The organism is Kribbella sp. NPDC020701, from assembly GCF_055562215.1.
Window position 1 is genome coordinate 645,129 of sequence record NZ_JBVHFT010000001.1, and the last position, 23,735, is coordinate 668,863.

27 protein-coding genes are annotated in these 23,735 nt (G+C 68.6%); 17 read left to right on the top strand and 10 right to left on the bottom strand.

The annotated features are described in order from the left end of the window. The first annotated feature begins 62 nt into the window (after positions 1 to 62). Positions 63 to 1,229, top strand: a complete 1,167-nt coding sequence (locus ACZ3HV_RS02965) for an SPFH domain-containing protein (RefSeq protein WP_465680287.1) — start codon at positions 63 to 65, stop codon at positions 1,227 to 1,229. A gap of 120 nt (positions 1,230 to 1,349) precedes the next feature. Beyond that, positions 1,350 to 2,096 (top strand): sulfite exporter TauE/SafE family protein, encoded by a 747-nt coding sequence (locus tag ACZ3HV_RS02970; RefSeq protein WP_465680289.1) that lies wholly within the window; start codon positions 1,350 to 1,352, stop codon positions 2,094 to 2,096. On the opposite strand, the gene ACZ3HV_RS02975 is transcribed toward ACZ3HV_RS02970, so the two are convergent. Further along, positions 2,080 to 2,730: a TetR/AcrR family transcriptional regulator gene (locus ACZ3HV_RS02975; RefSeq protein ID WP_465680291.1), complete on the bottom strand. Its 651-nt coding sequence runs from the start codon at positions 2,728 to 2,730 to the stop codon at positions 2,080 to 2,082. The two genes, ACZ3HV_RS02970 and ACZ3HV_RS02975, sit on opposite strands and share 17 nt — an antisense overlap. 50 nt (positions 2,731 to 2,780) lie before the next feature. Here ACZ3HV_RS02975 and ACZ3HV_RS02980 point away from each other — a divergent pair, with 50 nt between their 5' ends. After that, positions 2,781 to 3,734, top strand: coding sequence for a quinone oxidoreductase family protein (locus ACZ3HV_RS02980; RefSeq protein WP_465680293.1), 954 nt, complete (start codon positions 2,781 to 2,783; stop codon positions 3,732 to 3,734). A gap of 12 nt (positions 3,735 to 3,746) precedes the next feature. Next, a complete protein-coding gene (locus tag ACZ3HV_RS02985) occupies positions 3,747 to 4,178 on the top strand; it encodes an organic hydroperoxide resistance protein (protein ID WP_360373553.1) in 432 nt (143 codons plus the stop codon). On the opposite strand, the gene ACZ3HV_RS02990 is transcribed toward ACZ3HV_RS02985, so the two are convergent. The 5 genes from ACZ3HV_RS02990 to ACZ3HV_RS03010 form a co-directional block, all read right to left on the bottom strand. Continuing rightward, positions 4,175 to 4,999 carry a helix-turn-helix domain-containing protein gene (locus tag ACZ3HV_RS02990; protein ID WP_360373618.1) on the bottom strand — a complete coding sequence of 275 codons (825 nt, stop codon included), beginning with the start codon at positions 4,997 to 4,999 and terminating at the stop codon, positions 4,175 to 4,177. The two genes, ACZ3HV_RS02985 and ACZ3HV_RS02990, sit on opposite strands and share 4 nt — an antisense overlap. Before the next feature lie 111 nt (positions 5,000 to 5,110). Beyond that, the gene (locus ACZ3HV_RS02995; RefSeq protein WP_465680295.1) at positions 5,111 to 6,205 is read right to left on the bottom strand and encodes a flavin-containing monooxygenase; all 1,095 of its coding nucleotides are present in this window, start codon (positions 6,203 to 6,205) and stop codon (positions 5,111 to 5,113) included. Positions 6,206 to 6,283: 78 nt separating this feature from the next. Continuing rightward, on the bottom strand, positions 6,284 to 6,898 hold the full coding sequence (locus tag ACZ3HV_RS03000; RefSeq protein ID WP_465680297.1) for a helix-turn-helix transcriptional regulator: 615 nt from the start codon (positions 6,896 to 6,898) through the stop codon (positions 6,284 to 6,286). Between the two features lie 22 nt (positions 6,899 to 6,920). Beyond that, positions 6,921 to 7,451 carry a YbaK/EbsC family protein gene (locus tag ACZ3HV_RS03005; protein ID WP_465680299.1) on the bottom strand — a complete coding sequence of 177 codons (531 nt, stop codon included), beginning with the start codon at positions 7,449 to 7,451 and terminating at the stop codon, positions 6,921 to 6,923. Beyond that, positions 7,448 to 7,756: a GNAT family N-acetyltransferase gene (locus tag ACZ3HV_RS03010; protein WP_465680301.1), complete on the bottom strand. Its 309-nt coding sequence runs from the start codon at positions 7,754 to 7,756 to the stop codon at positions 7,448 to 7,450. The genes ACZ3HV_RS03005 and ACZ3HV_RS03010 overlap by 4 nt, the downstream gene beginning before the upstream one ends. A 120-nt stretch (positions 7,757 to 7,876) precedes the next feature. Here ACZ3HV_RS03010 and ACZ3HV_RS03015 point away from each other — a divergent pair, with 120 nt between their 5' ends. Genes ACZ3HV_RS03015 through ACZ3HV_RS03045 form a run of 7 tightly spaced genes read left to right on the top strand, consistent with a single transcriptional unit; the run spans position 7,877 to position 15,160 of the window. Then, on the top strand, positions 7,877 to 9,454 hold the full coding sequence (locus ACZ3HV_RS03015; RefSeq protein WP_465680303.1) for an MFS transporter: 1,578 nt from the start codon (positions 7,877 to 7,879) through the stop codon (positions 9,452 to 9,454). A gap of 9 nt (positions 9,455 to 9,463) precedes the next feature. Beyond that, complete coding sequence (locus ACZ3HV_RS03020; RefSeq protein ID WP_465680305.1) at positions 9,464 to 10,924, top strand: cobyric acid synthase; 1,461 nt, start codon at positions 9,464 to 9,466, stop codon at positions 10,922 to 10,924. A 21-nt stretch (positions 10,925 to 10,945) separates the two neighbouring features. Next, entirely contained in the window at positions 10,946 to 11,509 is a 564-nt protein-coding gene (locus tag ACZ3HV_RS03025; protein ID WP_465680307.1) for a DinB family protein, read from the top strand. A gap of 4 nt (positions 11,510 to 11,513) precedes the next feature. After that, complete coding sequence (gene sigJ / locus ACZ3HV_RS03030; protein ID WP_465680308.1) at positions 11,514 to 12,422, top strand: RNA polymerase sigma factor SigJ; 909 nt, start codon at positions 11,514 to 11,516, stop codon at positions 12,420 to 12,422. Between the two features lie 16 nt (positions 12,423 to 12,438). Beyond that, on the top strand, positions 12,439 to 12,849 hold the full coding sequence (locus ACZ3HV_RS03035) for a hypothetical protein (RefSeq protein WP_465680310.1): 411 nt from the start codon (positions 12,439 to 12,441) through the stop codon (positions 12,847 to 12,849). A gap of 34 nt (positions 12,850 to 12,883) precedes the next feature. After that, positions 12,884 to 14,005, top strand: a complete 1,122-nt coding sequence (locus ACZ3HV_RS03040) for a CaiB/BaiF CoA transferase family protein (RefSeq protein ID WP_465680312.1) — start codon at positions 12,884 to 12,886, stop codon at positions 14,003 to 14,005. Between the two features lie 12 nt (positions 14,006 to 14,017). Beyond that, entirely contained in the window at positions 14,018 to 15,160 is a 1,143-nt protein-coding gene (locus ACZ3HV_RS03045) for an acyl-CoA dehydrogenase family protein (protein WP_465680314.1), read from the top strand. A gap of 231 nt (positions 15,161 to 15,391) precedes the next feature. On the opposite strand, the gene ACZ3HV_RS03050 is transcribed toward ACZ3HV_RS03045, so the two are convergent. The 3 genes from ACZ3HV_RS03050 to ACZ3HV_RS03060 form a co-directional block, all read right to left on the bottom strand. Then, the gene (locus ACZ3HV_RS03050) at positions 15,392 to 16,123 is read right to left on the bottom strand and encodes a GAF and ANTAR domain-containing protein (RefSeq protein WP_465680316.1); all 732 of its coding nucleotides are present in this window, start codon (positions 16,121 to 16,123) and stop codon (positions 15,392 to 15,394) included. Further along, positions 16,123 to 16,878, bottom strand: a complete 756-nt coding sequence (locus ACZ3HV_RS03055) for a GAF and ANTAR domain-containing protein (RefSeq protein ID WP_465680318.1) — start codon at positions 16,876 to 16,878, stop codon at positions 16,123 to 16,125. The genes ACZ3HV_RS03050 and ACZ3HV_RS03055 overlap by 1 nt, the downstream gene beginning before the upstream one ends. 104 nt (positions 16,879 to 16,982) lie before the next feature. Then, the gene (locus ACZ3HV_RS03060) at positions 16,983 to 17,114 is read right to left on the bottom strand and encodes a hypothetical protein (RefSeq protein ID WP_360373516.1); all 132 of its coding nucleotides are present in this window, start codon (positions 17,112 to 17,114) and stop codon (positions 16,983 to 16,985) included. 196 nt (positions 17,115 to 17,310) lie between these two features. Between ACZ3HV_RS03060 and ACZ3HV_RS03065 the strand changes: the two genes are divergently transcribed. The 4 genes from ACZ3HV_RS03065 to ACZ3HV_RS03080 all read left to right on the top strand — a co-directional run bounded on the left by ACZ3HV_RS03065 (position 17,311) and on the right by ACZ3HV_RS03080 (position 19,313). Continuing rightward, positions 17,311 to 17,907, top strand: a complete 597-nt coding sequence (locus ACZ3HV_RS03065) for a sulfite oxidase-like oxidoreductase (RefSeq protein ID WP_465680320.1) — start codon at positions 17,311 to 17,313, stop codon at positions 17,905 to 17,907. Next, positions 17,877 to 18,626, top strand: a complete 750-nt coding sequence (locus ACZ3HV_RS03070) for a ferredoxin reductase (RefSeq protein ID WP_465680322.1) — start codon at positions 17,877 to 17,879, stop codon at positions 18,624 to 18,626. The genes ACZ3HV_RS03065 and ACZ3HV_RS03070 overlap by 31 nt, the downstream gene beginning before the upstream one ends. Before the next feature lie 2 nt (positions 18,627 to 18,628). Beyond that, entirely contained in the window at positions 18,629 to 18,895 is a 267-nt protein-coding gene (locus ACZ3HV_RS03075; protein WP_465680324.1) for a DUF6510 family protein, read from the top strand. Positions 18,896 to 19,100: 205 nt separating this feature from the next. After that, complete coding sequence (locus ACZ3HV_RS03080) at positions 19,101 to 19,313, top strand: hypothetical protein (protein ID WP_465680326.1); 213 nt, start codon at positions 19,101 to 19,103, stop codon at positions 19,311 to 19,313. Between the two features lie 69 nt (positions 19,314 to 19,382). Here ACZ3HV_RS03080 and ACZ3HV_RS03085 read toward each other — a convergent pair whose 3' ends face one another. Next, complete coding sequence (locus ACZ3HV_RS03085; protein ID WP_465680328.1) at positions 19,383 to 20,120, bottom strand: MerR family transcriptional regulator; 738 nt, start codon at positions 20,118 to 20,120, stop codon at positions 19,383 to 19,385. Between the two features lie 85 nt (positions 20,121 to 20,205). Between ACZ3HV_RS03085 and ACZ3HV_RS03090 the strand changes: the two genes are divergently transcribed. Next, the gene (locus ACZ3HV_RS03090) at positions 20,206 to 21,426 is read left to right on the top strand and encodes an acetyl-CoA C-acetyltransferase (RefSeq protein ID WP_465680330.1); all 1,221 of its coding nucleotides are present in this window, start codon (positions 20,206 to 20,208) and stop codon (positions 21,424 to 21,426) included. Continuing rightward, on the top strand, positions 21,423 to 23,555 hold the full coding sequence (locus tag ACZ3HV_RS03095; protein WP_465680332.1) for a 3-hydroxyacyl-CoA dehydrogenase NAD-binding domain-containing protein: 2,133 nt from the start codon (positions 21,423 to 21,425) through the stop codon (positions 23,553 to 23,555). Before ACZ3HV_RS03090 ends, ACZ3HV_RS03095 begins: the two co-directional genes overlap by 4 nt. Positions 23,556 to 23,735: the final 180 nt, after the last annotated feature.

The following is a 23,735-nucleotide window of genomic DNA, read 5'->3' on the forward strand; positions in this document are numbered from 1 at the left end:
CCAGGTGGACCGTCGATAGGAAAGACTGTCCGTCCTGAGGGTTCTGTCGAGTGGAGGGTCAAGTGACCGCGTTCCTCATAGTGCTGGCATTGGTCGCCTTACTGGTGATCGTCACACTGGTTAAGTCCGTCCGGGTGGTGCAGCAGCAGACCGTCGGGATCGTCGAGCGATTCGGCAAGTTCAAGACCGGTCTGCAGCCGGGGCTGAACCTGTTGACGCCGTTCGTCGACAAGGTCCGCTACACCATCGACATGCGCGAGCAGGTCGTCGCGTTCCCGCCCCAGGGCGTCATCACCGAGGACAACCTGATGGTGTCGATCGACTCCGTCATCTACTTCCAGGTGAACGACCCGGTCCGGGCGACGTACGAGATCTCCAACTACATCCAGGCGATCGAGCAGCTGACCATGACGACGCTGCGAAACATCATCGGTGGCATGGATCTGGAGCAGACGCTGACCAGCCGTGAGGAGATCAACGAGAAGCTCCGCTACGTGCTGGACGAGGCGACCGGCAAGTGGGGCATCCGGGTCAACCGGGTCGAGCTGCGCTCGATCGACCCGCCGCCCTCGATCCAGGACTCGATGGAGAAGCAGATGCGCGCCGACCGCGACAAGCGCGCCGCGATCCTGACCGCCGAAGGTATGCGGCAGTCGGCCGTCCTGTCGGCCGAGGGCCAGAAGCAGTCCGCGATCCTGACCGCCGAGGGTGACAAGCAGTCCCGGATCCTGCGGGCCGAGGCCGAGCGGCAGGCGCGGATCCTGAAGGCCCAGGGTGAGGCACAGGCCATCACCACGGTCTTCAACGCGATCCACGCCGGCAAGCCGGACCAGGGTCTGCTCGCGTACCAGTACCTGCAGATGCTGCCGTCGATCGCTCAGGGCGACGCGAACAAGCTCTGGATCGTGCCGAGCGAGATCGGCGACGCGCTCAAGGGCCTGGGTAGCGCGGTCGGCCAGGTGGCCGGCATCCCGGCGAAGGCTGAGGGCACCTGGCAGGCGCCGGAGCTGTCCAACGGCGAGGTGCCGGAGCTGGACAGCACCGGGGCGACGACCGGTGCGCCGGCCGCGGCGGTGGCCGAGGCCGACAACGCGGTCCGCGAGGCGATCGCCGCGGCCGAGAACGCCGCGGTCGGCAACCGTGGCCAGGTGCCGGTGACGCCGTCGATCAACTCGCAGCAGGACCTTCCGACCCAGGAGCCGCCGGCCGCCGAGCCGCCACAGCGTTGACGCAGAACCATGCAGAGGGCCTTTCCGGATCCGTCCGGGAAGGCCCTCTGCATTACTTGTCTGTTCAACTGACGGACGGATGAGCGCCGGGTGCGGTCAGGTGCGTAAAGTCGGGCAGCGATGACATGGTACGAGGCGCTGTTCGTCCTGATGGCGGGGCTGGGCGCGGGCACGATCAACGCCGTGGTGGGGTCGGGCACGCTGCTGACCTTTCCCGCGTTGCTTGCCGTCGGCATCCCACCCGTCCTGGCGAACGTCAGCAATACGGTCGGTCTCGCGCCGGGTACGGCGGCCGGCGCGATCGGCTACCGGCGTGAGCTCCAGGGCCAGCGCGGCCGCATGCTCCGGCTGATCCCGGCGTCGCTGCTCGGCGGCATCGTCGGGGCGGTGCTGCTGCTGACGCTGCCCGACTCCGCGTTCCACGCCGTCGTACCGGTCCTGATCCTGCTCGGCTGTCTGCTGGTCGCCTTCCAGCCGTGGCTGTCGCGCTGGATCAGCGTGCCGTCGCATCAGCACCGGGGTGCGTGGTGGGTGATCCCCGCGGTGTTCGCGACCGGCGTCTACGGCGGGTACTTCGGTGCCGCCCAGGGCGTGCTGCTGATGGCGATCCTGGGCCTCGGCCTGGACACGAACCTGCAGCGGATGAACGGCCTGAAGAACGTCCTCGCCACGGTCGTGAACTCGATCGCCGCGGTGCTGTTCATCCTTGTCCACGACATCGACTGGCTGGCCGCCGGCCTGATCGCGGTCGGCTCCACCATCGGCGGCTTCATCGGCGCCCGCTACGGCCGCAAGCTCCCGCCGATCGCACTGCGCGCGCTGATCGTCTGCATCGGCATCCTCGCCATCGTCACGATGGTGTTCTGACCCGTAGTCCCTCGAGCAGCAGGTCCAGCCCGTAGTCGAATTGCTCGTCGCCGCCGGTTGTCCGGGCCAGCTCCGGGGCGAGCTCGACGACTGACGGAAACTCCTGGGCCGACAACGACTCCATGGTCGTCCGTAGGCGCCGCCACGCCTCGGGATCACGGCGCTCGGCCGCCATCTGGATCTCCCAGGACGTTGCCCCGAGCACGTACGTGAACAGCGTGGTGTGTGTCCGTGCCGCCGTCTCCGGGTCGAACCCGGCCGCGCGCAGCACGCCGAGCAGGCCTTCGGCCACCCGAGCGGTCTCGTGCCCGCTCAGCGGCCGGCCCGCGAGTAGTTGCGCAAGGCAAGGATGCTGCAGCATCAGCAGCCGCAGCGACCGGCACACCGCCCGCACCTGGTCCGGCCAGGCCACCTCCTGCGGTACGGCGGGCAGCAGCCCCATCAGGTGATCCCGGACGGCGTCGTACAGGTCGTCCTTGTTCCGGAAGTAGGTGTAGAGCGCCATCGGGCCGACACCGAGCTCGGCGGCGACACCACGCAGGCTGAAGGCGTCCGCGCCATTGGACTCCATCAACTCGAGCGCGGTCCGCACGATCAGCTCGGAGCTCAACGTGTTCCGCGGTGTGCGCGCCATGTGACGCAGCTCCCTTCGATCTACCTAACGTACAGTGTATAGTACGGTGTATGCGAGCGATTCAGATCACCGAGTTCGGTGGACCCGAGGTCCTGAAGATCAGCGACGTGGCGGACCCGATCGCCGGTGACGGCCAGGTGCTGATCACCGTCGACCGCGCCGGCATCAACTACGCCGACACGCATCAGGTCGAGAACAGCTACCTGTCCAGGACCGAGCTTCCGCTGATCCCGGGCGGTGAGGTCGTCGGGCACACCGACGACGGCCGCCGCGTGGTCGCACTGGTCGGCTCCGGTGGGTACGCCGAGAAGGCCGTGGCCCACGCGCCGTACGCCTGGGACGTCCCGGAAGGTGTCAGCGACGGCGACGCGCTCGCTCTGGTCCTGCAGGGCACGACCGCCTGGCACCTGCTGAAGACCTCGACGCACTTGCAGTCGGGGGAGTCCGTCCTGGTGCACGCCGGTGCCGGCGGGGTCGGATCGCTCGCCGTGCAGCTCGCGAAGCAGTGGGGCGCAGGCCGCGTGATCGCGACCGCGTCATCGGACGAGAAGCGCAAGCAGGTGCTCGAGCTCGGCGCGGACGCCGCAATCGACGGTACGCCGGAAGGCTTGAAGGACCGGATCATCGAGGCGAACGGCGGTAAGCCCGTCGACATCGTCCTGGAGATGGTCGGTGGGCCGACGTTCGACGAGTCGTTCGCCGCGCTGGCCCGGTTCGGCCGCCTGGTCACCTTCGGTGCCGCGTCCCGGCAGTCGGCCGCGCCGATCGATCCGAGCCGGTTGATGAAGGGCTCGAAGACCATCGCCGGCTTCTGGCTGGCCGACTGCTTCGGCAACCCCGCGTTGCTCGCCGAGCCGTTGGCCGAGCTCTTCGACCTGACCGTGGCAGGCACCCTCCGCCCGATCGTCGGCGGCGAGTACGCGTTGTCCGACATCGCCACCGCCCACGAAGACCTGCGAGCCCGCCGGACCGTCGGCAAGCTCGTGCTCGACCCCACCCGCTAGGAGAATCCTGATATGACGATTGCAGTTGAGAAGGTTCTGTACACCGCGCACGCCACCGCCCACGGCGGTCGCGACGGCAAGGTCGCCACGAACGACGGCAAGCTCGACGTCACGGTCGCGCCGCCGGTCGAGATGGGCGGCAACGGCCAGGGCACGAACCCGGAGCAGCTGTTCGCGGCCGGTTACGCGGCCTGTTTCCACAGCGCGCTGAAGCTGGTCGCGCGCAAGGCCCGCCAGGACGCCGACGGCTCGACCGTCACCGCGTCGGTCGGCATCGGCCCGATCAACGGCGGCGCCGGCTACGGCCTGGAGGTCGAGCTCGAGGTCAGCCTGCCTGGCGTCGACCGCGCGGTCGCCGAGGAGCTGGTCGCGAAGGCCCACGAGGTCTGCCCGTACTCCAACGCCACCCGCGGCAACATCAAGGTCGACCTGACGGTCGCCTAGTCCATTCGAGCGAGGGCCTCTTTCAGGAGACTCTCCGTCTGGGAGACGGGTGCGGCCGCGATCGTGAGCCCCTCCATGATCGCGACGTACTCGTCGACCTCTTCCCGCTTGTCCAGGTATAGCGCGCTGGCCGCGTGCTCGATGTAGACGACGTCAGGCAGGTCGCCCTCGGGGAACCGCAGGATGCTGAACGCGCCGCCCGCGCCCGGGTACCCGACGCTGCTGAACGGCATCACCTGCAGCGTGATGTTGGGCTGCTGGGTCCACATGATCAGGTGCTCGATCTGGGCCCGGATGATCTTCTCGCCTCCGACCGGCCGGTGCAGGACCGACTCGTCGATGACCACCCACAGCCGGGCCGGGTTCGGGCGGGTCAGGATCTGCTGCCGGTTCACCCGCAGTCCGACCCGTTGGTCCACCTCGGTCCCGGGCAGGTAGGACTTGCCGAGCTGGACGACGGCTCGCGCGTACTCCTCGGTCTGCAGCAGGCCGGGGACGAACATCACCTCGTAGGTCCGGATCAGCGTCGCCGCGACCTCGAGGCCGACGTAGTTGGTGAACCAGCTCGGCATCACGTCGCCGTACCGGGACCACCAGCCCGGGTTGTTCGCGGCCCGGGCCAGCTCCATCATCCGGAAGCGTTCCTCGTCGTCGGCCATCCCGTAGAGCTCGAGCAGGTCGCTGACATCGCGTTCCTTGAACCCGACCCGGCCGAGCTCCATCCGGCTGACCTTGGACTCCGACGCGCGGATCTGCCAGCCGGCGTCGGCACGGCTGATCCCGGCCGCCTCCCGCATCCGCCGCAGCTGTCCGCCGAGCATGATCCGGAGCGCGGTCGGACCACCGTCGCCACCACTCACCGTCACTGGATCACTCACTCGACTCCGAACCCACCCTCGCGCGCGTCCACTCACCCATTTCAGCCCGCGATGCTACCGCCTGTCCACGGCAACAGGCCGGTCGGCACCCCGCGGAGTCAGATTGCGGACTCGCCGGGCCAGATATCGCGCGTCCCTGTCCACGCCTTGGATGGTCGCGGACGCCACCGTGAACTGGAAATCCAGTCCCAGGAACAGCAGGCCCGGCTCGGCTGCCACGACGCCGCGCTCGTGCCGGACCCGTCCGCCGTCGAACACTGCCAGGTCGATCCAGCTGTGGTCCGGACCGGAACCGGTGCACCACACCACGGTCGATACCTCATCGAGTACGTCGCCCTCCGCGGTCACCGGCCGTCCGTCACGCACACCCTCGATGCGCCCGATCCGGACGATGCCGGCCGCGTCGAGGTGGGCCAGCTTGTTCCGGGTCAGCGGGAGGCCGCGCTGCTGGGTGCTCGCGATCGCCTTGCGGCCGATCGGTGTCCCGCGGGTGAGCACGTATTTGAAGAGGAACATCACGAGTGGCGTGGTCAGCCGTCCGACGGTGGAGTCGATATCGACCGGGATCTGGCCCGGGTGCCGGCCGGCCAGCAGGACGCGATGGGTCTTGGCTGCTTCGAGCGCGACGTCCGTACCGGAGTTGGCGGCGCCGACCACCAGCACCGTTCCGTCCGCGAACTGCGCCGGGTTGCGGTACTCCAGCGAGTGCAGTTGCCGGATCGATGGATTGAGCTCAGCGGCGAATGCCGGCCGATGCGCCGTCGTGTGCATGCCTGCCGCAACGACGACCTGATCAGCTCGCCAGTCCTCACCAGTGGTCTCGATCACGAAGCCCTGATCGTCCCGCGACAGCCGCGTCACCCGTACGCCGGTCCGGACCGGCAGCTCGTGGTGGACGGCGTACCGCTCCAGGTAGTCGGCCATCTCGTCGCGAGTCGGACAGCCGCGCGTCCCGATCCGCAGTCCCGGGAGACTCGCGTACCGCGGCCGGCTGAACAGCAGCAACGAGTCGTACCGCTCCCGCCAGCAGTCACCGATCCGCTCATCCGCATCGAGGACGACGAAGTCCTCGCCCGCCTTGCGGAGGTAGTAGCCCATCGCCAGACCGGCCTGGCCGCCCCCGATCACCACAATCCCGACCCTGTTCATGAGTTCACGCTAGGCGTCGGGTCGCCGTCGCCACATCGGCCGACCACGCCAACTCAGCTCGGCGCCGAGTGGTCATTTCTACCCAGTCAGCTTGTGCTGATACGCCCATGCCGTGGCGGCCGCCCGGCTCGAGACTCCCAACTTGCCGAAGATGTTGCTCACGTGACGGGCGATGGTCCGCTCACTGAGGAAGAGCTGGTCGGCGATCGCCCGGTTCGTCACGCCGGTGGCGAGCAACCGCAGTACCTCCACCTCCCGCGGACTCAGCACACTGCTGCGATCCGCTTGATCGAGGGCTGCCAGGTCCGCCACCGCACCGAGTCGCTCGAACACCACCCGCGCGCTGTCGAGTTCCATCTGCTCGGCGTCGGCCTGCAGGAGCAGTCCGGTCAGCTCGCTGTTGTCGTCCGGGACGAGTCGCTCGGTCCGGGCCCGCCAGCCCGCCGCCCGAGCGACCTCGCCGTGCTGCTGCAGATGGAACCCGAGCCAGAAGGCGCTCCGCAACGCCGGCACCAGCTCACCACGGGCCAGATGTTCCTCGTGCGCGCGCTCCCGGTAGACGGTGACCTCGTCGTCGTGCCCGAGCACGAACGCGGCGATGGCCAGCCGGTCCAGATCCTCCGGTGGGAGCGGACTACGCCGGTCAGCGGCGGTCAGTTCCGCGTATTCCGCCGGCCAGTCGTGCTGCTCCATCGCCCCATGCCTCGGTCCATCGCTACTGCTGGGCCAGGTCCAGCACTGTTGCTGTCGGCAACTTCGCCAGCTCGGCGCCGTCGAGGAGCAGCTTGGAACCCCGGATCCCGCTGCCGATCACCACCAGCCCGGCCGCGGTCACGCGCGAGTCCACGAGGATCGGCCAGTCCGCGGGCAGTCCGATCGCGGTGATCCCGCCGTACTCCATACCGGTCGAGGCGACCGCGTCGTCCTGGGCGGTGAAGGAGATCTTCCGGACGCCGAGGTGCTTGCGGATCACGCCGTTCACGTCGGCCCGGTCGGTGGCCAGCACCATGACCGCGGCGTACGTCTCCTCGCCGGCGCGCTTGCCGAGCACGATCACGCAGTTCGCTGACGCGGCCATCGGTACGTCGTACTCCGCGCAGAAGGCCGCGGTGTCGGCCAGGCCGGGTTCGATCGCCGCGGCGTACGCCGGGATGTCACCGAGGGCCTCGCGCACCGGCGCCGCGAGCAGTTCGGGTACGTCGGCCGCCGGCTGCCACTCGAGCTTGCCCAGCACCGGGGCCGTCACTCGGACTCCTCGCCGGGGCGCTTGATCAGGTCGGCGTACTCGGTGTGCTCCTCGAGAAAGTCCTGGTAGAACGGGCAGGCCGGCTTCACCCGGAGCCCTTGCGTCCGCGCCTCGTCGAGCGACTGCGTCGCGATCCGGCCGGCTACGCCCCGACCGCGGAAGTCCGGCAGTGTCTCGGCGTGCAGGAAGGCGATCACACCAGGATGCCGCTTGTAGTCGACGAAGCCCATCAGGTTGCCGTCGGCGTCCAACGCCTCGTACCGGCTGCGCTCCTTGGCGTCCACCACGTTGATCTCGTTCTCCATGCCGCAACTCTAGCCATCGGGCCGGCGTCGTCACCGAGGGTTTGGAATTTGTGACTCCCGGGGTACCGCCAGAGGGGCGTGCCCGGCACGCCGGCGGAATCTGGTCTCGGGAGGAGCAGGATGAGCGAGCACGCGCTGGAAGAAGGCAAAGCGATACCGAGTCTCGTGCCGGCCAGGATGGACCGGCTGCCGTGGACCCGGTTCCACTGGATGATCGTCATCGGTCTGGGCGTCTCCTGGATCCTGGACGGGCTCGAGATCCAGCTGGTCTCGCTGGTCGGCAACGTGCTCAAAGAGCCGGCGACCCTGGGCCTTTCGACCGCCCAGGTCGGCCTGATGGCGTCGGTCTACCTCGGTGGCGAAGTCGTCGGCGCACTGGTCTTCGGCCGGCTCACCGACAAGTGGGGCCGGCGCAGCCTGTTCATCATCACGCTGATGGTCTACCTGATCGCCTCCGGCCTGGCCGGCCTGTCGTGGGACATCTGGTCGCTGCTGCTCTTCCGGTTCATCGCCGGCATGGGCATCGGCGGTGAGTACGCCGCGATCAACTCCGCGATCGACGAGCTGATCCCGTCGAAGTACCGCGGCCGGGTCGACATCGGCGTCAACGGCACTTACTGGGCCGGTGCGCTGATCGGCTCCGCCGTCGGTCTGGTGTTCCTGAACGAGGACATCATCCCGATCGAGTGGGGCTGGCGGCTGTGCTTCCTGATCGGCCCGGTGATGGGTCTGATGATCATCTACCTGCGCCGGCACATCCCGGAGAGCCCGCGCTGGCTGATGACGCACGGCCGGGTCGAGGAGGCCGAGCGCACCGTCGACGGCATCGAGGAGACGGTCCGGCGCCAGGGCGGCGAGCTGCGCGAGGTGGGCGACGACGAGGCGATCAATGTGGTCGACTACCCGCCGGTGAGGTACCGCGAGATCGCCCGGGTGATGCTGCGCGACTACCGCAGCCGGTCCTTCCTCGGCTTCTCGATGATGGTCACCCAGGCCTTCCTCTACAACGCGATCTTCTTCACCTACGCGCTCGTACTGAAGGCGTACTTCGGGCTGAGCGACTCCAGCATCGCGCTGTACTTCTTCCCGTTCGCGATCGGCAACCTGGCCGGACCGCTGTTGCTCGGGCATCTCTTCGACACCATCGGCCGGCGCAAGATGATCTTCGGCACGTACTCCGTGGCCGCCGTGGTGCTGTTCATCACCGCGATGCTGTTCAACGCCGGTGCGCTGAACGCCGCCTCGCTGACCGCCCTGTGGTGCGTGGTGTTCTTCTTCGCCTCGGCCGGTGCGTCGTCGGCGTACCTGACGGTGAGTGAGATCTTCCCGATCGAGCTGCGTGGTCAGGCGATCTCGTTCTTCTTCGCGATCTCGCAGCTGACCGGTGGTGTGATCGCGCCGTTCCTGTTCGCCTCGCTGATCGGTGAGGGCGACAACCCGGCCCGTGGTCCACTGACCGTCGGATACGTCATCGGCGCCGCGGTCATGCTGGCCGGCGGCATCATCGCGTGGATCTTCGGCGTCGACGCCGAAGGCCAGTCGCTGGAGAACATCGCCAAGCCGCTGTCGGCGCGCGAGCGCGGGTCGACCCGGTTCCAGGGTGCGGCGCCGCGGCTGCCCAGCACCGACGCGCAGGGGCGCCGCATCACCCCGGTCAAGCCGGAGGCCGAGCAGGGCAGGCCCACCGACGAGCCATAAGATCACCGGGTGGGTTCGCTTCTGATCGCTGGCACGACGTCCGACGCGGGCAAGACGACAGTCGTGACCGGACTGTGCCGGTGGCTGGCGCGCCAGGGCATCCGGGTGGCGCCGTACAAGGCCCAGAACATGTCGAACAACTCGATGGTCTGTGCCGACGGCGCCGAGATCGGCCGCGCGCAGTGGATCCAGGCCGTTGCCGCGGGCGCCGAGCCCGAGGCCGCGATGAACCCGGTCCTGCTCAAACCGGGCAGCGATCGCCGCAGCCACGTCGTCCTGATGGGGGAGCCGTGGGGTGAGCTGACCGCTCGCGGGTTCCTGACCGAGCGGGCCGAGCTCGCCAAGGCGGCCTTCGCGGCGTACGACGACCTCGCGTCCAGGTACGACGTGATCATCAGCGAGGGCGCCGGCAGCCCGACCGAGATCAACCTCCGGCGCTCCGACTACGTCAACATGGGCCTCGCCCAGCACATCACGGCGCCGGTGATCGTGGTCGGGGACATCGATCGCGGGGGAGTGTTCGCGTCGATGTTCGGCACGGTCGCGTTGCTGGACGCCGCCGACCAGGCGCTGATCAGCGGCTTCCTGGTGAACAAGTTCCGCGGTGACGTCTCGCTCCTGCAGCCCGGGATCGACATGCTCACGTCGGTCACCGGCCGGCCGACGTACGGCGTACTCCCGTGGCTGCCCGAGCTCTGGCTGGACTCGGAAGACGCTCTCGACATCCCCGTACGGCGAACTTCCCCGGCCGACCTGCTCACGGTGGCGGTGGTCAGGTTCCCGCGGATCAGCAACTTCACCGATCTGGACGCACTCGCGGTCGAGCCGACCAACAGCGTGTTCTTCACGACGAGCGCGGCCGAGGTGCGGGACGCGGATCTCGTCGTCCTGCCGGGCTCGCGGGCGACCGTCTCGGACCTGGAATGGTTGCGGTCGCAGGGCCTGGCTGACGCTGTGGCGTCCCGGGTCGCGGCCGGCCGGCCGGTGCTCGGGATCTGCGGCGGATACCAGGCCCTCGGCGCCACGATCTCCGATCCTCACGGTGTCGAGGGCGGCGGCGAGCACGCCGGGCTCGGGTTGTTGCCGGTCGCAACGACCTTCCACGCCGAGAAGACGCTGGCGCGTCCGGCGCCCACGGCGTACGAGATCCACCACGGTGTGGTCACGGTCACCGGGGACGCCACCGCGTTCCCGGGCGGCTGCCGCGCGGGTAACACCTGGGGGACCATCTGGCACGGTCTCCTCGACGACGACACCGCCCGTCACACTTTCCTGGCCGAGATCGCCGAGCTGACCGGCAAGCCCGCGCCTGATGGAACCGTTTCCTTCGCCCAGTTGCGCGAGGCGCGCCTGGGTCGGCTCGCCGACACCATCGACGAGTACGCCGACACCGCCGCGCTGCTTCGGCTGATCGAGCAGGGCCCGACCTCGGCGCCCTTCGTGCCGCCGGGTGCGCCGGAAACTGTCTGACGCTCGGCTACCGTCCCCCGCATGAAAGCCGAACTGCAGACGTATCTCCAGGCGACCCGGGCACTGCTGCTCGCGAAACTCGACGGGCTGAGTGAGTACGATCGCCGCCGGCCACTGGTGCCCTCCGGGACGAACCTGCTCGGCCTGGTCAAGCACCTGGTCGGGATCGAGTACGTCTACCTCGGCACGAGTGTCGGGCGGCCGCCGTCGGAGCAGCTGCCGTGGGACGCGGACGGCACAGTCTGGGAGGGCGCCGACATGTGGGCGCTGCCGACCGAGTCCAGCGACTACCTCACCGGGCTGTACAAGGAGGCCTGCGCACACAGCGACCGGTCGATCGCCGAGATCGACCTGGACACGCCGGCCGAGGTTCCCCACTGGGCCGAGGGGAACCGGCGTACGACGTTCGGCGCGCTGCTGGTCCGGGTCGTCGACGAGACGGCCCATCACGCCGGGCATGCGGACATCGTCCGGGAGTTGATCGACGGGCAGGGTGGCGCGGATGCGGACATGCTCGACGAGGCCGGCTGGTCGGAGTACTACCTGAAGGTCCAGCGGGCGGCGGAGAGCTTCCTGACAGACTGAGGACGTGGATGACTTCGAGCGTCTGCGGGGACGGCTGTTCGGGATCGCCTATCGGATGCTGGGTACGGCGACCGATGCCGAGGAGATCCTGCAGGAAGCGTGGGTGCGCTGGCAGGGTGTCGACCACGCGACCGTGCGAGACCCTGACGCCTACCTGGCCAGGGTGGTCACCAATCTCTCGATGAAGGAGCTGACGTCGGCCCGGGTACGGCGGGAGACGTACGTGGGGGAGTGGTTGCCCGAGCCGGTGCTGACCGGGCGGACGGAGTACGACGCGCTCGGGCCGCTCGAGGTCGTCGCGGAGCGGGAGTCCGTGTCGTTCGCGCTGCTGTTGTTGCTCGAACGACTCACGCCGGCGGAGCGGGCGGCGTACGTACTGCATGAGGCGTTCGCCTACGGCTTTCGCGAGGTCGCCGAGCTGATCGGCACGAGCGAGGCGAACGCGCGTCAGCTCGCGTCGCGGGCCGGCAAACGGATCGCCGCCGGGTCACGCCGGGAGCAGCCCGTCGATCGGGCCGGGTGGCAGAAACTCGTGGAGCGCTTCCTCGCGGCCGCTCGGCTGGGGGAGATCGAGGAGCTGGAGCAGTTGCTGGCCGAGGACGTGGTGTCCACGGCGGACGGCGGCGGCAAGGTCATCGCGGCCCGGAACGCGATCGCCGGGCGGGATCGGGTTGCTCGCTACCTGATCGGCACGCTGGAACGTTTCGGGGCCGGGATCGAGGCTGGTTTCGCCGAGGCGAACGGACGGCCCGCACTGGTTGCCGTAGGCCCTGAAGGAGTGGTGGCGATCTGCTTCCTCGAGGCTGGTCCGGACGGTGTGACCGACCTGCGCTTCGTGATGAACCCCGACAAGCTCGCCTTCGCTGCAAGCCAGTTGTCACGAATCGGAGGGCTACCGGATCTGAGCTGGTGAAACGAAAGGACACCACATGACGACTCGGAGCGCAGTCATGAATACCTACGTCCGCACGGTCCTGGTGGTCTTCGCCGCCTACGAGATCATCCTCGGTCTCTGGCTCACGATCGTCCCGAAGACGTTCTACGACCACGTGCCGACGGTCAACTGGACCCCGCCGTACAGCGACCATCTGTTCCACGACTTCGGCGGCGCGACCCTCGGCCTCGGCATCGTGCTCACCGCCGCCGCGATCCGCTTCGACCGCTTCCTCACCACCGTCGCCCTGCTGGCGTACCTGGCTTATGCGGTGCCGCACCTGTTCTTCCACCTCGGGCATCTGGAGGGGAACGAACCCGGCTGGTCGATCGCCCTCGCGGTCGTGCTCGCGCTGAGCGCTCTGATTCCGGCCTCCGCGGTGGTGGCGGCGCGCACAATGACTTGACGACTGTGACAGTAGAACTGTCACAATGGCCTGCATGGGTCCACTCGAGGGCGTGAAGGTGGTCGAGCTGGCCGGGATCGGGCCGGCGCCGTTCGCGTGCATGATGCTCGCCGAGCTCGGTGCCGACGTACTCCGGATCGACCGCCCGGGCGGCGGACTCTCGATGGGTCCGCCGGAGCTCGACCTTGTCAACCGTGGCCGTCGCAGCGTGGCCCTGGACCTCAAGAACCCCTCGGCGGTCGACGTCGTACGACGCCTCGTCGCACAGGCCGACGTACTCGTCGAGGGATTCCGGCCGGGCGTCGCCGAGCGGCTGGGCGTCGGTCCGGAGGAGTGCCACGCGATCAACCCGGGGCTCGTCTACGGCCGGATGACCGGCTGGGGTCAGGACGGCCCGCTCGCGCAGACCGCCGGGCACGACATCGACTACCTTGCGTTGTCGGGCGCACTGCACCTGATCGGCAGGATCGGTGGTCCGCCGCAGGTCCCGGCGAACCTGCTCGGCGACTTCGCCGGCGGCTCGCTGTACCTGGTCATCGGCGTACTCGCGGCGCTGCACAACGCCCAGCACAGCGGTCAAGGCCAGGTGGTCGACGCCGCGATCGTCGACGGCTCGGCGCATCTGACCACGATGCTGCTCGGTGCCCTCGCGGCCGGGACCTGGCGGCAGGAGCGCGGCACGAACCTGCTCGACACGGGTGCGCCGTTCTACGACGTGTACCAGACCTCGGACGGCAAGCACGTCGCGGTCGGCGCGCTGGAGCCGCAGTTCTATGCCGAGCTGCTCGAGAAACTCGACCTCACCGCCCCGGACCGCAACGACCCGGCGCAGTGGCCCGAGCTTCGGAAGGTGCTGACCGAGACCTTCCGGCGGCGCACCCAGGCCGAGTGGGCCGAGCTGTTCGACGGATCGGACGCCTGTGTCACGCCCGTCCTCCCGCTGGCCGCCGATCATCCGCATCTCGTTGCCCGAGGCACCTTTGTGGATCACCACGGCGTCCGGCAGGCCGCGCCGGCCCCACGCTTCGACCGGACGCCGACCAGCCTCGACCGGCCGCCCGCGCGAGCGGGGCAACACACCCGCGAAGCCCTGGCCGACTGGGGCATCACCGATGTCGACGACCTGCTCGCCGCGGGCGCCGCCATCCAGAACTGAGAGGAACCGCCCGTGGAACGTCAGCTGTTCGACTCCGATCACGATGCCTTCCGCGAGACCGCGCGAGCGTTCTGCGACAAGGAGATCGTGCCGCACCACGACAGCTGGGAGGAGGCCGGCATCGTCCCGCGCGAGCTGTGGACGGCGGCCGGCCAGGCGGGCCTGCTCGGCTTCATGATGCCCGAGCGGTACGGCGGTGGCGGGGTCCGCGACTTCCGGTTCAACACCGTGCTGATCGAGGAACTGACCCGGGTGCGCGCGAGTGGGGTCGGCTTCACGATCCACACCGACATCAACTCGGCGTACCTGCTGGACTATGCGACCGAGGAGCAGAAGGCGCGCTGGCTGCCCGCGTTCTGCTCGGGGGAGACGATCACCGCGATCGCGATGACCGAGCCGGGCGCCGGCAGTGACCTGCAGGGGATCCGGACCACGGCACGGCGCGACGGGGACCGCTACGTGCTGAACGGCCAGAAGACGTTCATCTCCAACGGGATCCTCGCCGACCTCGTCATCGTCGTCGCCAAGACCGACCCCGAAGCCGGTGCGCAAGGCATCTCGCTGCTGGTCGTCGAGCGCGGGATGCCCGGCTTCGAGCGCGGCCGCAACCTCGACAAGATCGGCCTGAAGGCGCAGGACACGGCCGAGTTGTTCTTCGACGACGTGCGCGTCCCGGCCGCGAACCTGCTCGGCGAGGAGGGCCAGGGCTTCGTCTACCTGATGGAGAAGCTGCCCCAGGAGCGCCTGACCATCGCGGTCGTCGCGGCCGCCGCCTGCGAGAACGTCCTCGACGAGACGTTGCGCTACGTGAAGGAGCGCAAGGCCTTCGGCCGGCCGATCGGCTCGTTCCAGAACAGCCGGTTCGTGCTGGCCGAGCTCGCCACCGAGACCCAGATCGCCCGCGTCTTCGTCGACCGCTGCATCCAGGAACTGAACGCCGGAACGCTGACCGTCGCCGAGGCCGCGATGGCCAAGTGGTGGACCACCGAACTGCAGAAGAAGGTTGTCGATCGCTGTCTGCAACTGCACGGTGGCTACGGGTTCATGACCGAGTACCCGATCGCGAAGGCCTACCTCGACACCCGGATCCAGACCATCTACGGCGGCACCACCGAGATCATGAAGGAAATCATCGGCCGCACGATGGGCGTATAGCCCGCTCGCAGGAAACCCGCCACTCGTGCGCTCGCGGGTCGCGCGCAGCGTGGCGGGTCCTGCGCCTGATCCGCCAGCCATGCGGAGGGTGCGTCCGAAGCTGACTCCTACCGTGCCACGCCAACCCCTCCCTGGGGCACGACACGGTCGGACGCCGGGGTCTGGGGCATACCTGGACAGGCCACCTCAGCGTAGCCATCGACACCGGACTGCGCCAGACTGTGGATCGTTCTACCGCGAGGGCGCGGAGGGGGGAACGGGGATCGCGATCCGATCCTGGACGACGTCGTCGGCGACCGCGGTCAGGCGGCGATTGTTCGTGCGGGCGTAGGACCGCAGCGCGTTGAACGCCTCGTCGACCCCGATGCCGAGGCTGTGGCTCAGGAAGCCCTTCGCCTGCTCGATCTGGATCCGGCTGTTGAGGGCCGTCTGCAACTGCTCGGTGACGATCTCGTGCCGGGCCACGGCGCGCTGGTGCACGATGCCGATGGTGGCGGCGTCGGCCAGCGCTTGCCCGAGCGCGATCGTGGCGTCGTCCAGCGGTCCCGTCGCGGGGCCGAACAGGTTCACGGCTCCGAGGACGGTGTCACGCAGCCGCATCGGCAACGCCTGTACCGAGAAGTAGCCGGCCGCTGCGGCCGCGGCTGCGAACTGCGGCCAGCGCGGGTCACCGGCGCGGAGGTCGGCCCGCACCGGTTGTCCGGTGGTGATCGCGTCCAGGCAGGGCCCCGCGGAGTTCTGCAGCTGGGTCAGCTCCACCAGCCGGGCCTCCTCGGTCGAGGCCGCCACCAGATTGAGTACGCCGCGGTGGTCGACAACCAGGATGCCGCAGGCCGAGACGCCCAGGAGTTCACTGCAGCGTTCCGCGAGCCGGTCCAGGAAGTCGATGATGTCGAAATCCTCGACCAGCGTGTCGACGAGCTCGATGAACACCTCTCGCACTCTCCGATCTGATGTGCTCATCAGTTCTCCTCCTGTTGGTGCTCGTTCTTGCTGCCTTCGTCGCGGTCGCTCTCCAGGACCAGCCGGCCCGCCATCACCTCGGTGGCGATCTCGTGCAACGGGCGTTCCCGGCTGTACGCGTAGGCGCGCAGCCGGCTCAAGGCGTCGGCGACATCGATGCGCTGCTGGGCGGCGACGACCCCGGCAGCCTGGTGCACCTCGGCCCGCCGCGTGGAGAACGCCGCATCGATCACCTCGGTCAGGTCGGTGCTGAGGCCGTGCCGGTGGTCCAGCGCCAGGACGAACACCGCGTCGGCGAACATCAGAGCGTCCTGGAGCTGCTCGGGTCGCAGCGGTCCGGCCTGTTCCCGGTACACGCTCAGCACCCCCAGCCGGGCAGCTCCGGCGCCGACCGGAAACGCGAACAGACCGTGCACGCCTCGCGCGGTGGCGGCTGCCGAGAACTCCGGCCACCGCTGTCCGGCGGAGAGGTCGGACAGATCAGCCCGCAGGACGGGCGCACCCGTTGCGACGACGTCACCGGTCGGTCCTTCCCCGAGGGTGGCCTGCAGTTCTTCCAGTTCGGCTGTCTGCTCGTCGGTGGCCAGCAACGGCTCCAGGACCTGGCCGTTGCGCTGCATCGACAACCCGGCGCCCATCGCGTCCAGGGCCTGGGCGCACGCGATCACGGCGTACCGCAGGGCCGGCGATGCGCCTGCGCTCTTGGCAGCAGCATCGATCGCCCCCCACACCCTGGCACCGCGGTCGTGATCCACCCGTTCCGTCCACAGTCGGGCCGCCGCCGGGCGGATGCTCCACCCTAGCGGTACCACCGCCAGAGTTCTCATCATCTCCCCGCCGTACCCTGTTTGACTGATCTTCACTCGTCCGCCGACGGCTCCTCGAGCGGTGTCTCGGCGGATTCCGAGTCGGCCGTCGGTCGTTCGGCCGGCCGCGCGCCCGCGGTCGGCGTCGTTTCGCCGACGGGTCTCAATCCGAACCATTCGCTCATCGGTGCACCCTCTAGGGACGGTCGCGCGCAGCGCGCCACCGAGGTCCAGGGCAGCACCACCAGCCTGCAGTCTAGGCCGATTCCGGGCGTGGCGCTCGCCCTCGCGGGCGCGCCGGTACGACGAATTCCCGGCCAGGGGATGGAGTTCGGGCGGAGCCGTGGTTGACTTCCCCTCAGGATCTTCAGGGAGGTCGACATGGGCATCGTGTCGCCAGGTTTCACCGGTCGTCGCGGGAGTGGGGCGGATCTGCCGCCGGGGCAGTATCTGACCAGGGATTTCCCGGTGTTGTCGGCCGGTCCGACACCGCACATCCGCACCGATCACTGGGAGTTCACGGTCACCACCGAGACGGGCGAGAAGTCCCGGTGGGACTGGGCCGGGCTGCTCGCGTTGCCGGCCGAGGACATCACCAAGGACATCCACTGCGTGACCCGGTGGTCGAAGCTGCAGACGGAGTGGAAGGGCGTCTCGCTCGACACACTGCTCGCTGATGTCGAGACGGGCGCCGACTTCGCACTTGCGCACAGCTACGGCGGCTACACGACCAATCTGCCGCTCGAGGACCTGCTCGACGGCCAGGCCTGGATCGTGTACGAGTACGACGGTGAGCCGCTGGACCCCGAACACGGTGGCCCGGCCCGCCTGCTTGTGCCGCATCTGTACTTCTGGAAGAGCGCCAAATGGGTGCGCGGACTGGTCCTGACCGACACCGAGGACCTCGGCTTCTGGGAAACCGCCGGCTACCACGAGTACGGAGACCCATGGAAAGAACAGCGATACGCCGGCGACTGACCTGGCAGACGGCCACAGTCTCCGACGTACGGCGTGAGACGGCGACCGCCCGGACGATCGTGCTCGACGTACCCGAGTGGCCCGGGCACCTCGCCGGGCAGCACCTGGACGTCCGGCTGACCGCACCGGATGGCTACCGGGCCTCCCGCTCGTACTCCATCGCTTCGGCGTGGACCGGCGGCGACACCATCGAGCTGACCGTCGAGCAGGTTCCCGACGGTGAGGTCTCGTCGTACCTGGTCGACGTACTGAAGGTCGGTGACCCGCTGGAGATCCGTGGGCCGGTCGGCGGGTGGTTCGTCTGGAAGCCGGAACAGGAGGGGCCGGTCCAGCTGATCGGCGGGGGATCGGGTGTCGTCCCGCTGCGGGCGATGCTGCGCGCCCACGCCGCCGCGGACAGTACGACGCCGGTCCAGCTGATCTATTCGGTACGGCGTCCTGCCTCGGTGATCTACGTGGCCGACTTGAAGGAGCTGGCCGGCTCCGACGATGTCGACGTACGACTCGTCTACACGCGCGAGGCCCCGGAGGGTGAGCCGCGGGTGGGACGGATCGATGCCGATGTGATCGAGCGGCTCGCGTTCCGGCCCGAGGACGCGCCGACGACGTACGTGTGTGGGCCGACGCCGTTCGTGGAGACGGTGGCGGATCTGCTGGTCGCGGCCGGTCACGACCCGGCCCGGGTGAGAACAGAGCGCTTCGGACCGACAGGAGAATAGTGATGACTGAAGCCAGTTATCTTGACGGCAATGCCGCGGCCGGAGCTATGAGTGAGCTCTTCGCCGTCGACATCACCGCCGCGATCACCCGCTGCGCTGCCTGCGGTCAGCTGGGAGTGTTCGCGGACTCACACGTTTATATGAACGCGCCCGGCCTGGTCGCCCGGTGCCGGGGCTGTGACAGCGTCCTCGTCCGGGTGGTGACGACCGGCGAGGAGACTTACCTCGACCTGCGCGGGCTCACCTACCTGCGCATCCCCAGCGCCTAGACCGCACCACCTTGCAACCCCGGTCACAAGCCCGACCGGGGGGACTCGACGCGCCGCCTGTGCTGGCGGGTGCCGGTGGCAAACAAACGGATGACAACTGGACGGCCGGTGCGGGTCGCCGCACTGAGCTGGTGATTTGCAGACCGGAAGCGTAGCGTGAGCTCCGCCCCGGACCCTGGCGCCGATCGTCGCGCTGGAGAGGGTCATGGACTCACAATTCCTGGATCGATTGGCGACGTCCGAGCGCCTGGAATCCTGGCAACCCGGGGATCTCGCGGCCGCGCTGGAGGTCGTCGAACGACTGGATGCCGCGCGTCAGGGACCGGACGGGAGCCTGTGGGCGCTCGACATCAGGCTGGCGATCTGCCGGCAACGGCTGCAGTTCGAGCTCGACCGCCGGGCGGCAGAAACCGGCTAGCGGCATCTTGAACCGCTGGACCGTCCGCGAGTGTCAGGGGAAACTCGTGGGGAGGGGACGGTCCAGCCCTCAGCGGCGCTGTTTGCTCTGCGTCCGGCGGATGGTGTCGCGCTGGGTCTCGCCGACGGCGCGTTCGTAGGCGAGCACGAGCCCCTGGATCGTGACCGGCTTGAACCGCTCGACCAACTGCTGGAGGTGCTCGGGCGGTCCACCGGAGACCCGGTAGTGCGGCCAGACCTTGGTCCGGAACACCTCGGTCAATTCCTCGGCGATGGCCCGGCCGTGCTCGGTGAAGATCCGCCCCGCGGAGAGCACCGCCTCGACCGGCAGGTCCAGGTCGAGCATCTCGACCCCGAGGCTGAGGTGGGCGGTCGCCACCTGGAAGACGTCCTCGTCGGGCGTCGGCTCGACCACGCCGAGCGCGATCAGCATCTCGATGTCGTCGTCGGTCAGCTCGCGACCGGTCCGGCGTACGAGCGTGGCGCGGTTGAGCGTCTCGGGCAGGTCGCGCATCCACGGCGTGAGCAGGGTGCGGTGCAGCGCGATGTCTTGCGGCGACGCATCGGTCGGGATGCGCTCCAGGTACCCCTCGATCGCCGACAGCGTGAACCCGTGCGCCTGCAACTCGCGGACCAGGTCGAGCCGGGCGATGTGTTCCGGCCCGTAGTACCCCACCCGTCCGCGCCGGACCGGCGGCGGGATCAACCCGCGCCCGGCGTAGAACCGCAGTGTCCGCACTGTCATCCCGACCCGCGTCGACAACTCGTCGACCGTAAGGGTCGCAGCATCCCCCGTGACTTCCGACATGGCGGAGATCATAACGACCCCTCCTTGACCATCGTGACAGCGATACTGTCACAATCGGAGGGACTTCTCGACCGACGGGATCATCATGAGTGACGAAGCCTTCCTGTACGACGCGATCCGCACCCCGCGCGGCAAGGGCAAACCGACCGGGGCGCTGCACGAGGTCAAGCCGATCCAGCTGATCACCGGCCTCCTGCACGAGCTGCGGGAGCGGCATCCGGACCTGGATCCGACGGCCATCGACGACGTCGTGCTCGGTGTGGTCACGCCGATCGGCGACCAGGGCATGGACATCGCGAGGACCGCGGTCCTCGCCGCCGGCTACCCCGAGACGACCGGTGGCGTGCAGCTCAACCGGTTCTGTGCCTCCGGCCTGGAAGCGGTGAATCAAGCGGCTCAGCGAGTCCGGTCCGGGTGGGAGGACTTCATCCTCGCGGGCGGTGTCGAGTCGATGTCGCGCGTACCGATGGCCTCTGACGGCGGCGCCTGGGCGATGGACCCGGAGACGGCGCTGCAGACCAACTTCATCCCGCAGGGCATCAGCGCCGACCTGATCGCGACCCTCGACGGCTTCTCCCGCACCGACGTCGACGCGTACGCCGCCGAGTCGCACGCGCGCGCCGCCAAGGCGTGGGCAAACGGATACTTCACCCGCTCGGTCGTGCAGGTGCGCGACCGCAACGGGCTGCAGATCCTCGACCACGACCAGCTGGTCCGGCCGGGTACGACGGTCGAGACGCTGGCCGGGCTGCCCGTGTCGTTCGCGGCGATCGGCGAGCACGGCGGGTTCGACGCGGTCGCCCTGGAGAAGTACCTGACTGTTGAGCGGATCGAGCACGTGCACCACGCGGGCAACTCGTCCGGCATCGTCGACGGTGCGGCCCTGGTTGCTATCGGCAACGAGAAGGCCGGTGAGGCGCTCGGCCAGGCGCCACGCGGCCGGGTGGTCGCCGCCGCGGTGAGCGGCGCGGATCCGACCATCATGCTGACCGGTCCGGCGCCGGCCGCCCGCAAGGCGCTGACCAAGGCAGGACTCGAGGTCAGCGACATCGATTTGTTCGAGATGAACGAGGCGTTCGCGGCCGCCGTGCTGCATTTCATGAAGGATCTCGGCGTACCGCACGAGAAGGTGAACGTGAACGGTGGCGCGATCGCGCTCGGTCACCCGCTCGGTGCCACCGGCGCGATGCTGATCGGAACCCTGCTTGACGAACTGGAGCGGCGTGAGCTCCGGTACGGACTGGCCACCCTGTGCGTCGGCGGCGGGATGGGCGTCGCAACAATCATCGAGAGGCTTGCCGCATGATCTCCTGGACCAACGTCGACGGTGTCGTCACGCTGACGATGGACGACCCCGATGCCTCGGCGAACACGATGAACGACACGTACCTCGCGGCGATGGGCTCGGTGGTCGAGCGCCTGCAGGCTTCGTCCGGCTTGAAGGGCGTGATCGTCACCAGCGCGAAGTCGACGTTCTTCGCCGGCGGGAACCTGCAGATGCTGTCGCAGATCCAGCCGTCACAAGCGGCTCAGGTCTTCGAAACAGTCGAGGAGGTCAAGCGTCAGCTGCGAATCCTCGAAACCCTGGGTGTGCCGGTCGTTGCGGCGATCAACGGCAGCGCGCTCGGCGGTGGGCTGGAGATCGCGCTGGCCTGTCACCACCGGATCGTGGCCGACGACAGCCGGATCGAGCTCGGCGTACCCGAGGTGACGCTCGGACTGCTGCCGGGCGGCGGCGGAGTGACCCGCAGCGTCCGCATGCTCGGGCTGCAGGACGCGCTGATGAAGGTGCTGCTGCAGGGCCAGCGGATGAAGCCCGCGCACGCATTGAGTGTCGGCATCGTCGACGAGGTGGTGCCGGCCGATCAACTGCTCGACGCCGCGCAGGCCTGGATCGCGTCGTACGACGGCGACGCGAAGCAGCCGTGGGATCGCGATGGATACAAGATCCCAGGCGGTACGCCGGCCTCGCCGAAGCTGGCCGCCTTCCTGCCGGCGTTCCCGGCGAACCTGCGCAAGCAGTTGAAGGGTGCGCCGTACCCGGCACCGCGGGCGATCATGAGCGCCGCCGTCGAGGGCAGCCAGGTCGACTTCGCCACCGCGTCGCGGATCGAGTCCCGGTACTTCGTCTCGCTGGCGACCGGGCAGATCGCGAAGAACATGATCCAGGCGTTCTTCTTCGATCTGCAGGCGATCAACGCCGGCGCCTCGCGGCCGAGCGGCGTACCTCGGTACTCCGCGCGCAAGGTCGGCGTACTCGGTGCCGGGATGATGGGCGCGGGGATCGCGTACGTGTGCGCGAAGGCCGGGATCGAGGTCGTGCTCAAGGACGTCTCGCTGGAGGCCGCGTCGAAGGGCAAGGAGTACTCCGAGAAGCTGCTGGCCAAGCAGGTGCAGAAGGGGCGGAGCTCCGCGGCCGACGTGGAGGCGTTCCTGAGCCGGATCACGCCGACCGCGGACCCGAACGACCTGGCCGGGTGTGACCTGGTGATCGAAGCCGTGTTCGAGAGCGAGGAGCTCAAGCAGAAGGTGTTCGCCGAGATCGCGGGCGTGGTCGAGCCGGACGCGCTGCTCTGCTCGAACACCTCGACCCTGCCGATCACGTCGCTCGCCGACGGGATCGACCGGCCGGACGACTTCATCGGCATGCACTTCTTCTCACCGGTCGACCGGATGCCGCTGGTCGAGCTGATCGCGGGGGAGAAGACGTCGGATCGTGCCATCGCCAGGGCGTACGACGTGGTGCGGCAGATCAAGAAGACACCGATCGTGGTCAACGACAGCCGCGGCTTCTTCACCTCGCGGGTGTTCGGCACGCTGGTGATGGAGGGCGCGGCGATGGTGGCCGAGGGCGTCGACCCGGTGATGATCGAGCGGGCAGCGACGCAGGCCGGCTTTCCCGCGCCGCCGCTGGCGATGCTCGACGAGGTCACGCTGACGCTCCCGCAGAAGATCCGCGATGCGGCCAGGGCGGCCGGCGACAGCGCGGGTGCCTTCGACGACCACCCGGGCATGGGAGTGACGGATCGGCTCGTCAACGAGTTCGATCGCCGGGGCAAGGCGGCCGGTGCCGGGTTCTACGACTATCCGGCCGACGGCGCCAAGCGTCTGTGGCCAGGACTGTGGGAGCACTTCGCGCGTGACAACGACGTACCGCTGGTCGATCTTCAGGAGCGGATGACGTTCGCGATGTCGCTCGAGACCGTGAAGTGCCTGGACGAAGGCGTACTCCGTTCGGCTGCCGACGCCAACGTGGGTTCGATCTTCGGCATCGGCTTCCCGCCCCTGCACGGCGGGGCGTTGCAGTACATCAACGCCTACGGGTTGCCCGCCTTCGTCGAGCGGTCCCGCGAACTGGCCTCGTCGTACGGCACACGCTTCGAGCCTCCTGCCCTCCTGGTGCGGAAGGCGGAGGCCGGCGAACAGTTCCGCTGATCACGGCGCGGTATCAACTCCAGCAAACCTCCACATATTCGAACAAACAAGAGCGCGTCCGGTCTTGCGCCGGACGCGCTTTTGAGACATTGTGCTGACACTTCTACAACGATTGACCTTGACCGGGATGGCGTGGCGGCTTCCGATGCGGCGGCTTCCGTGCCAGAACGGTCCCTGGCG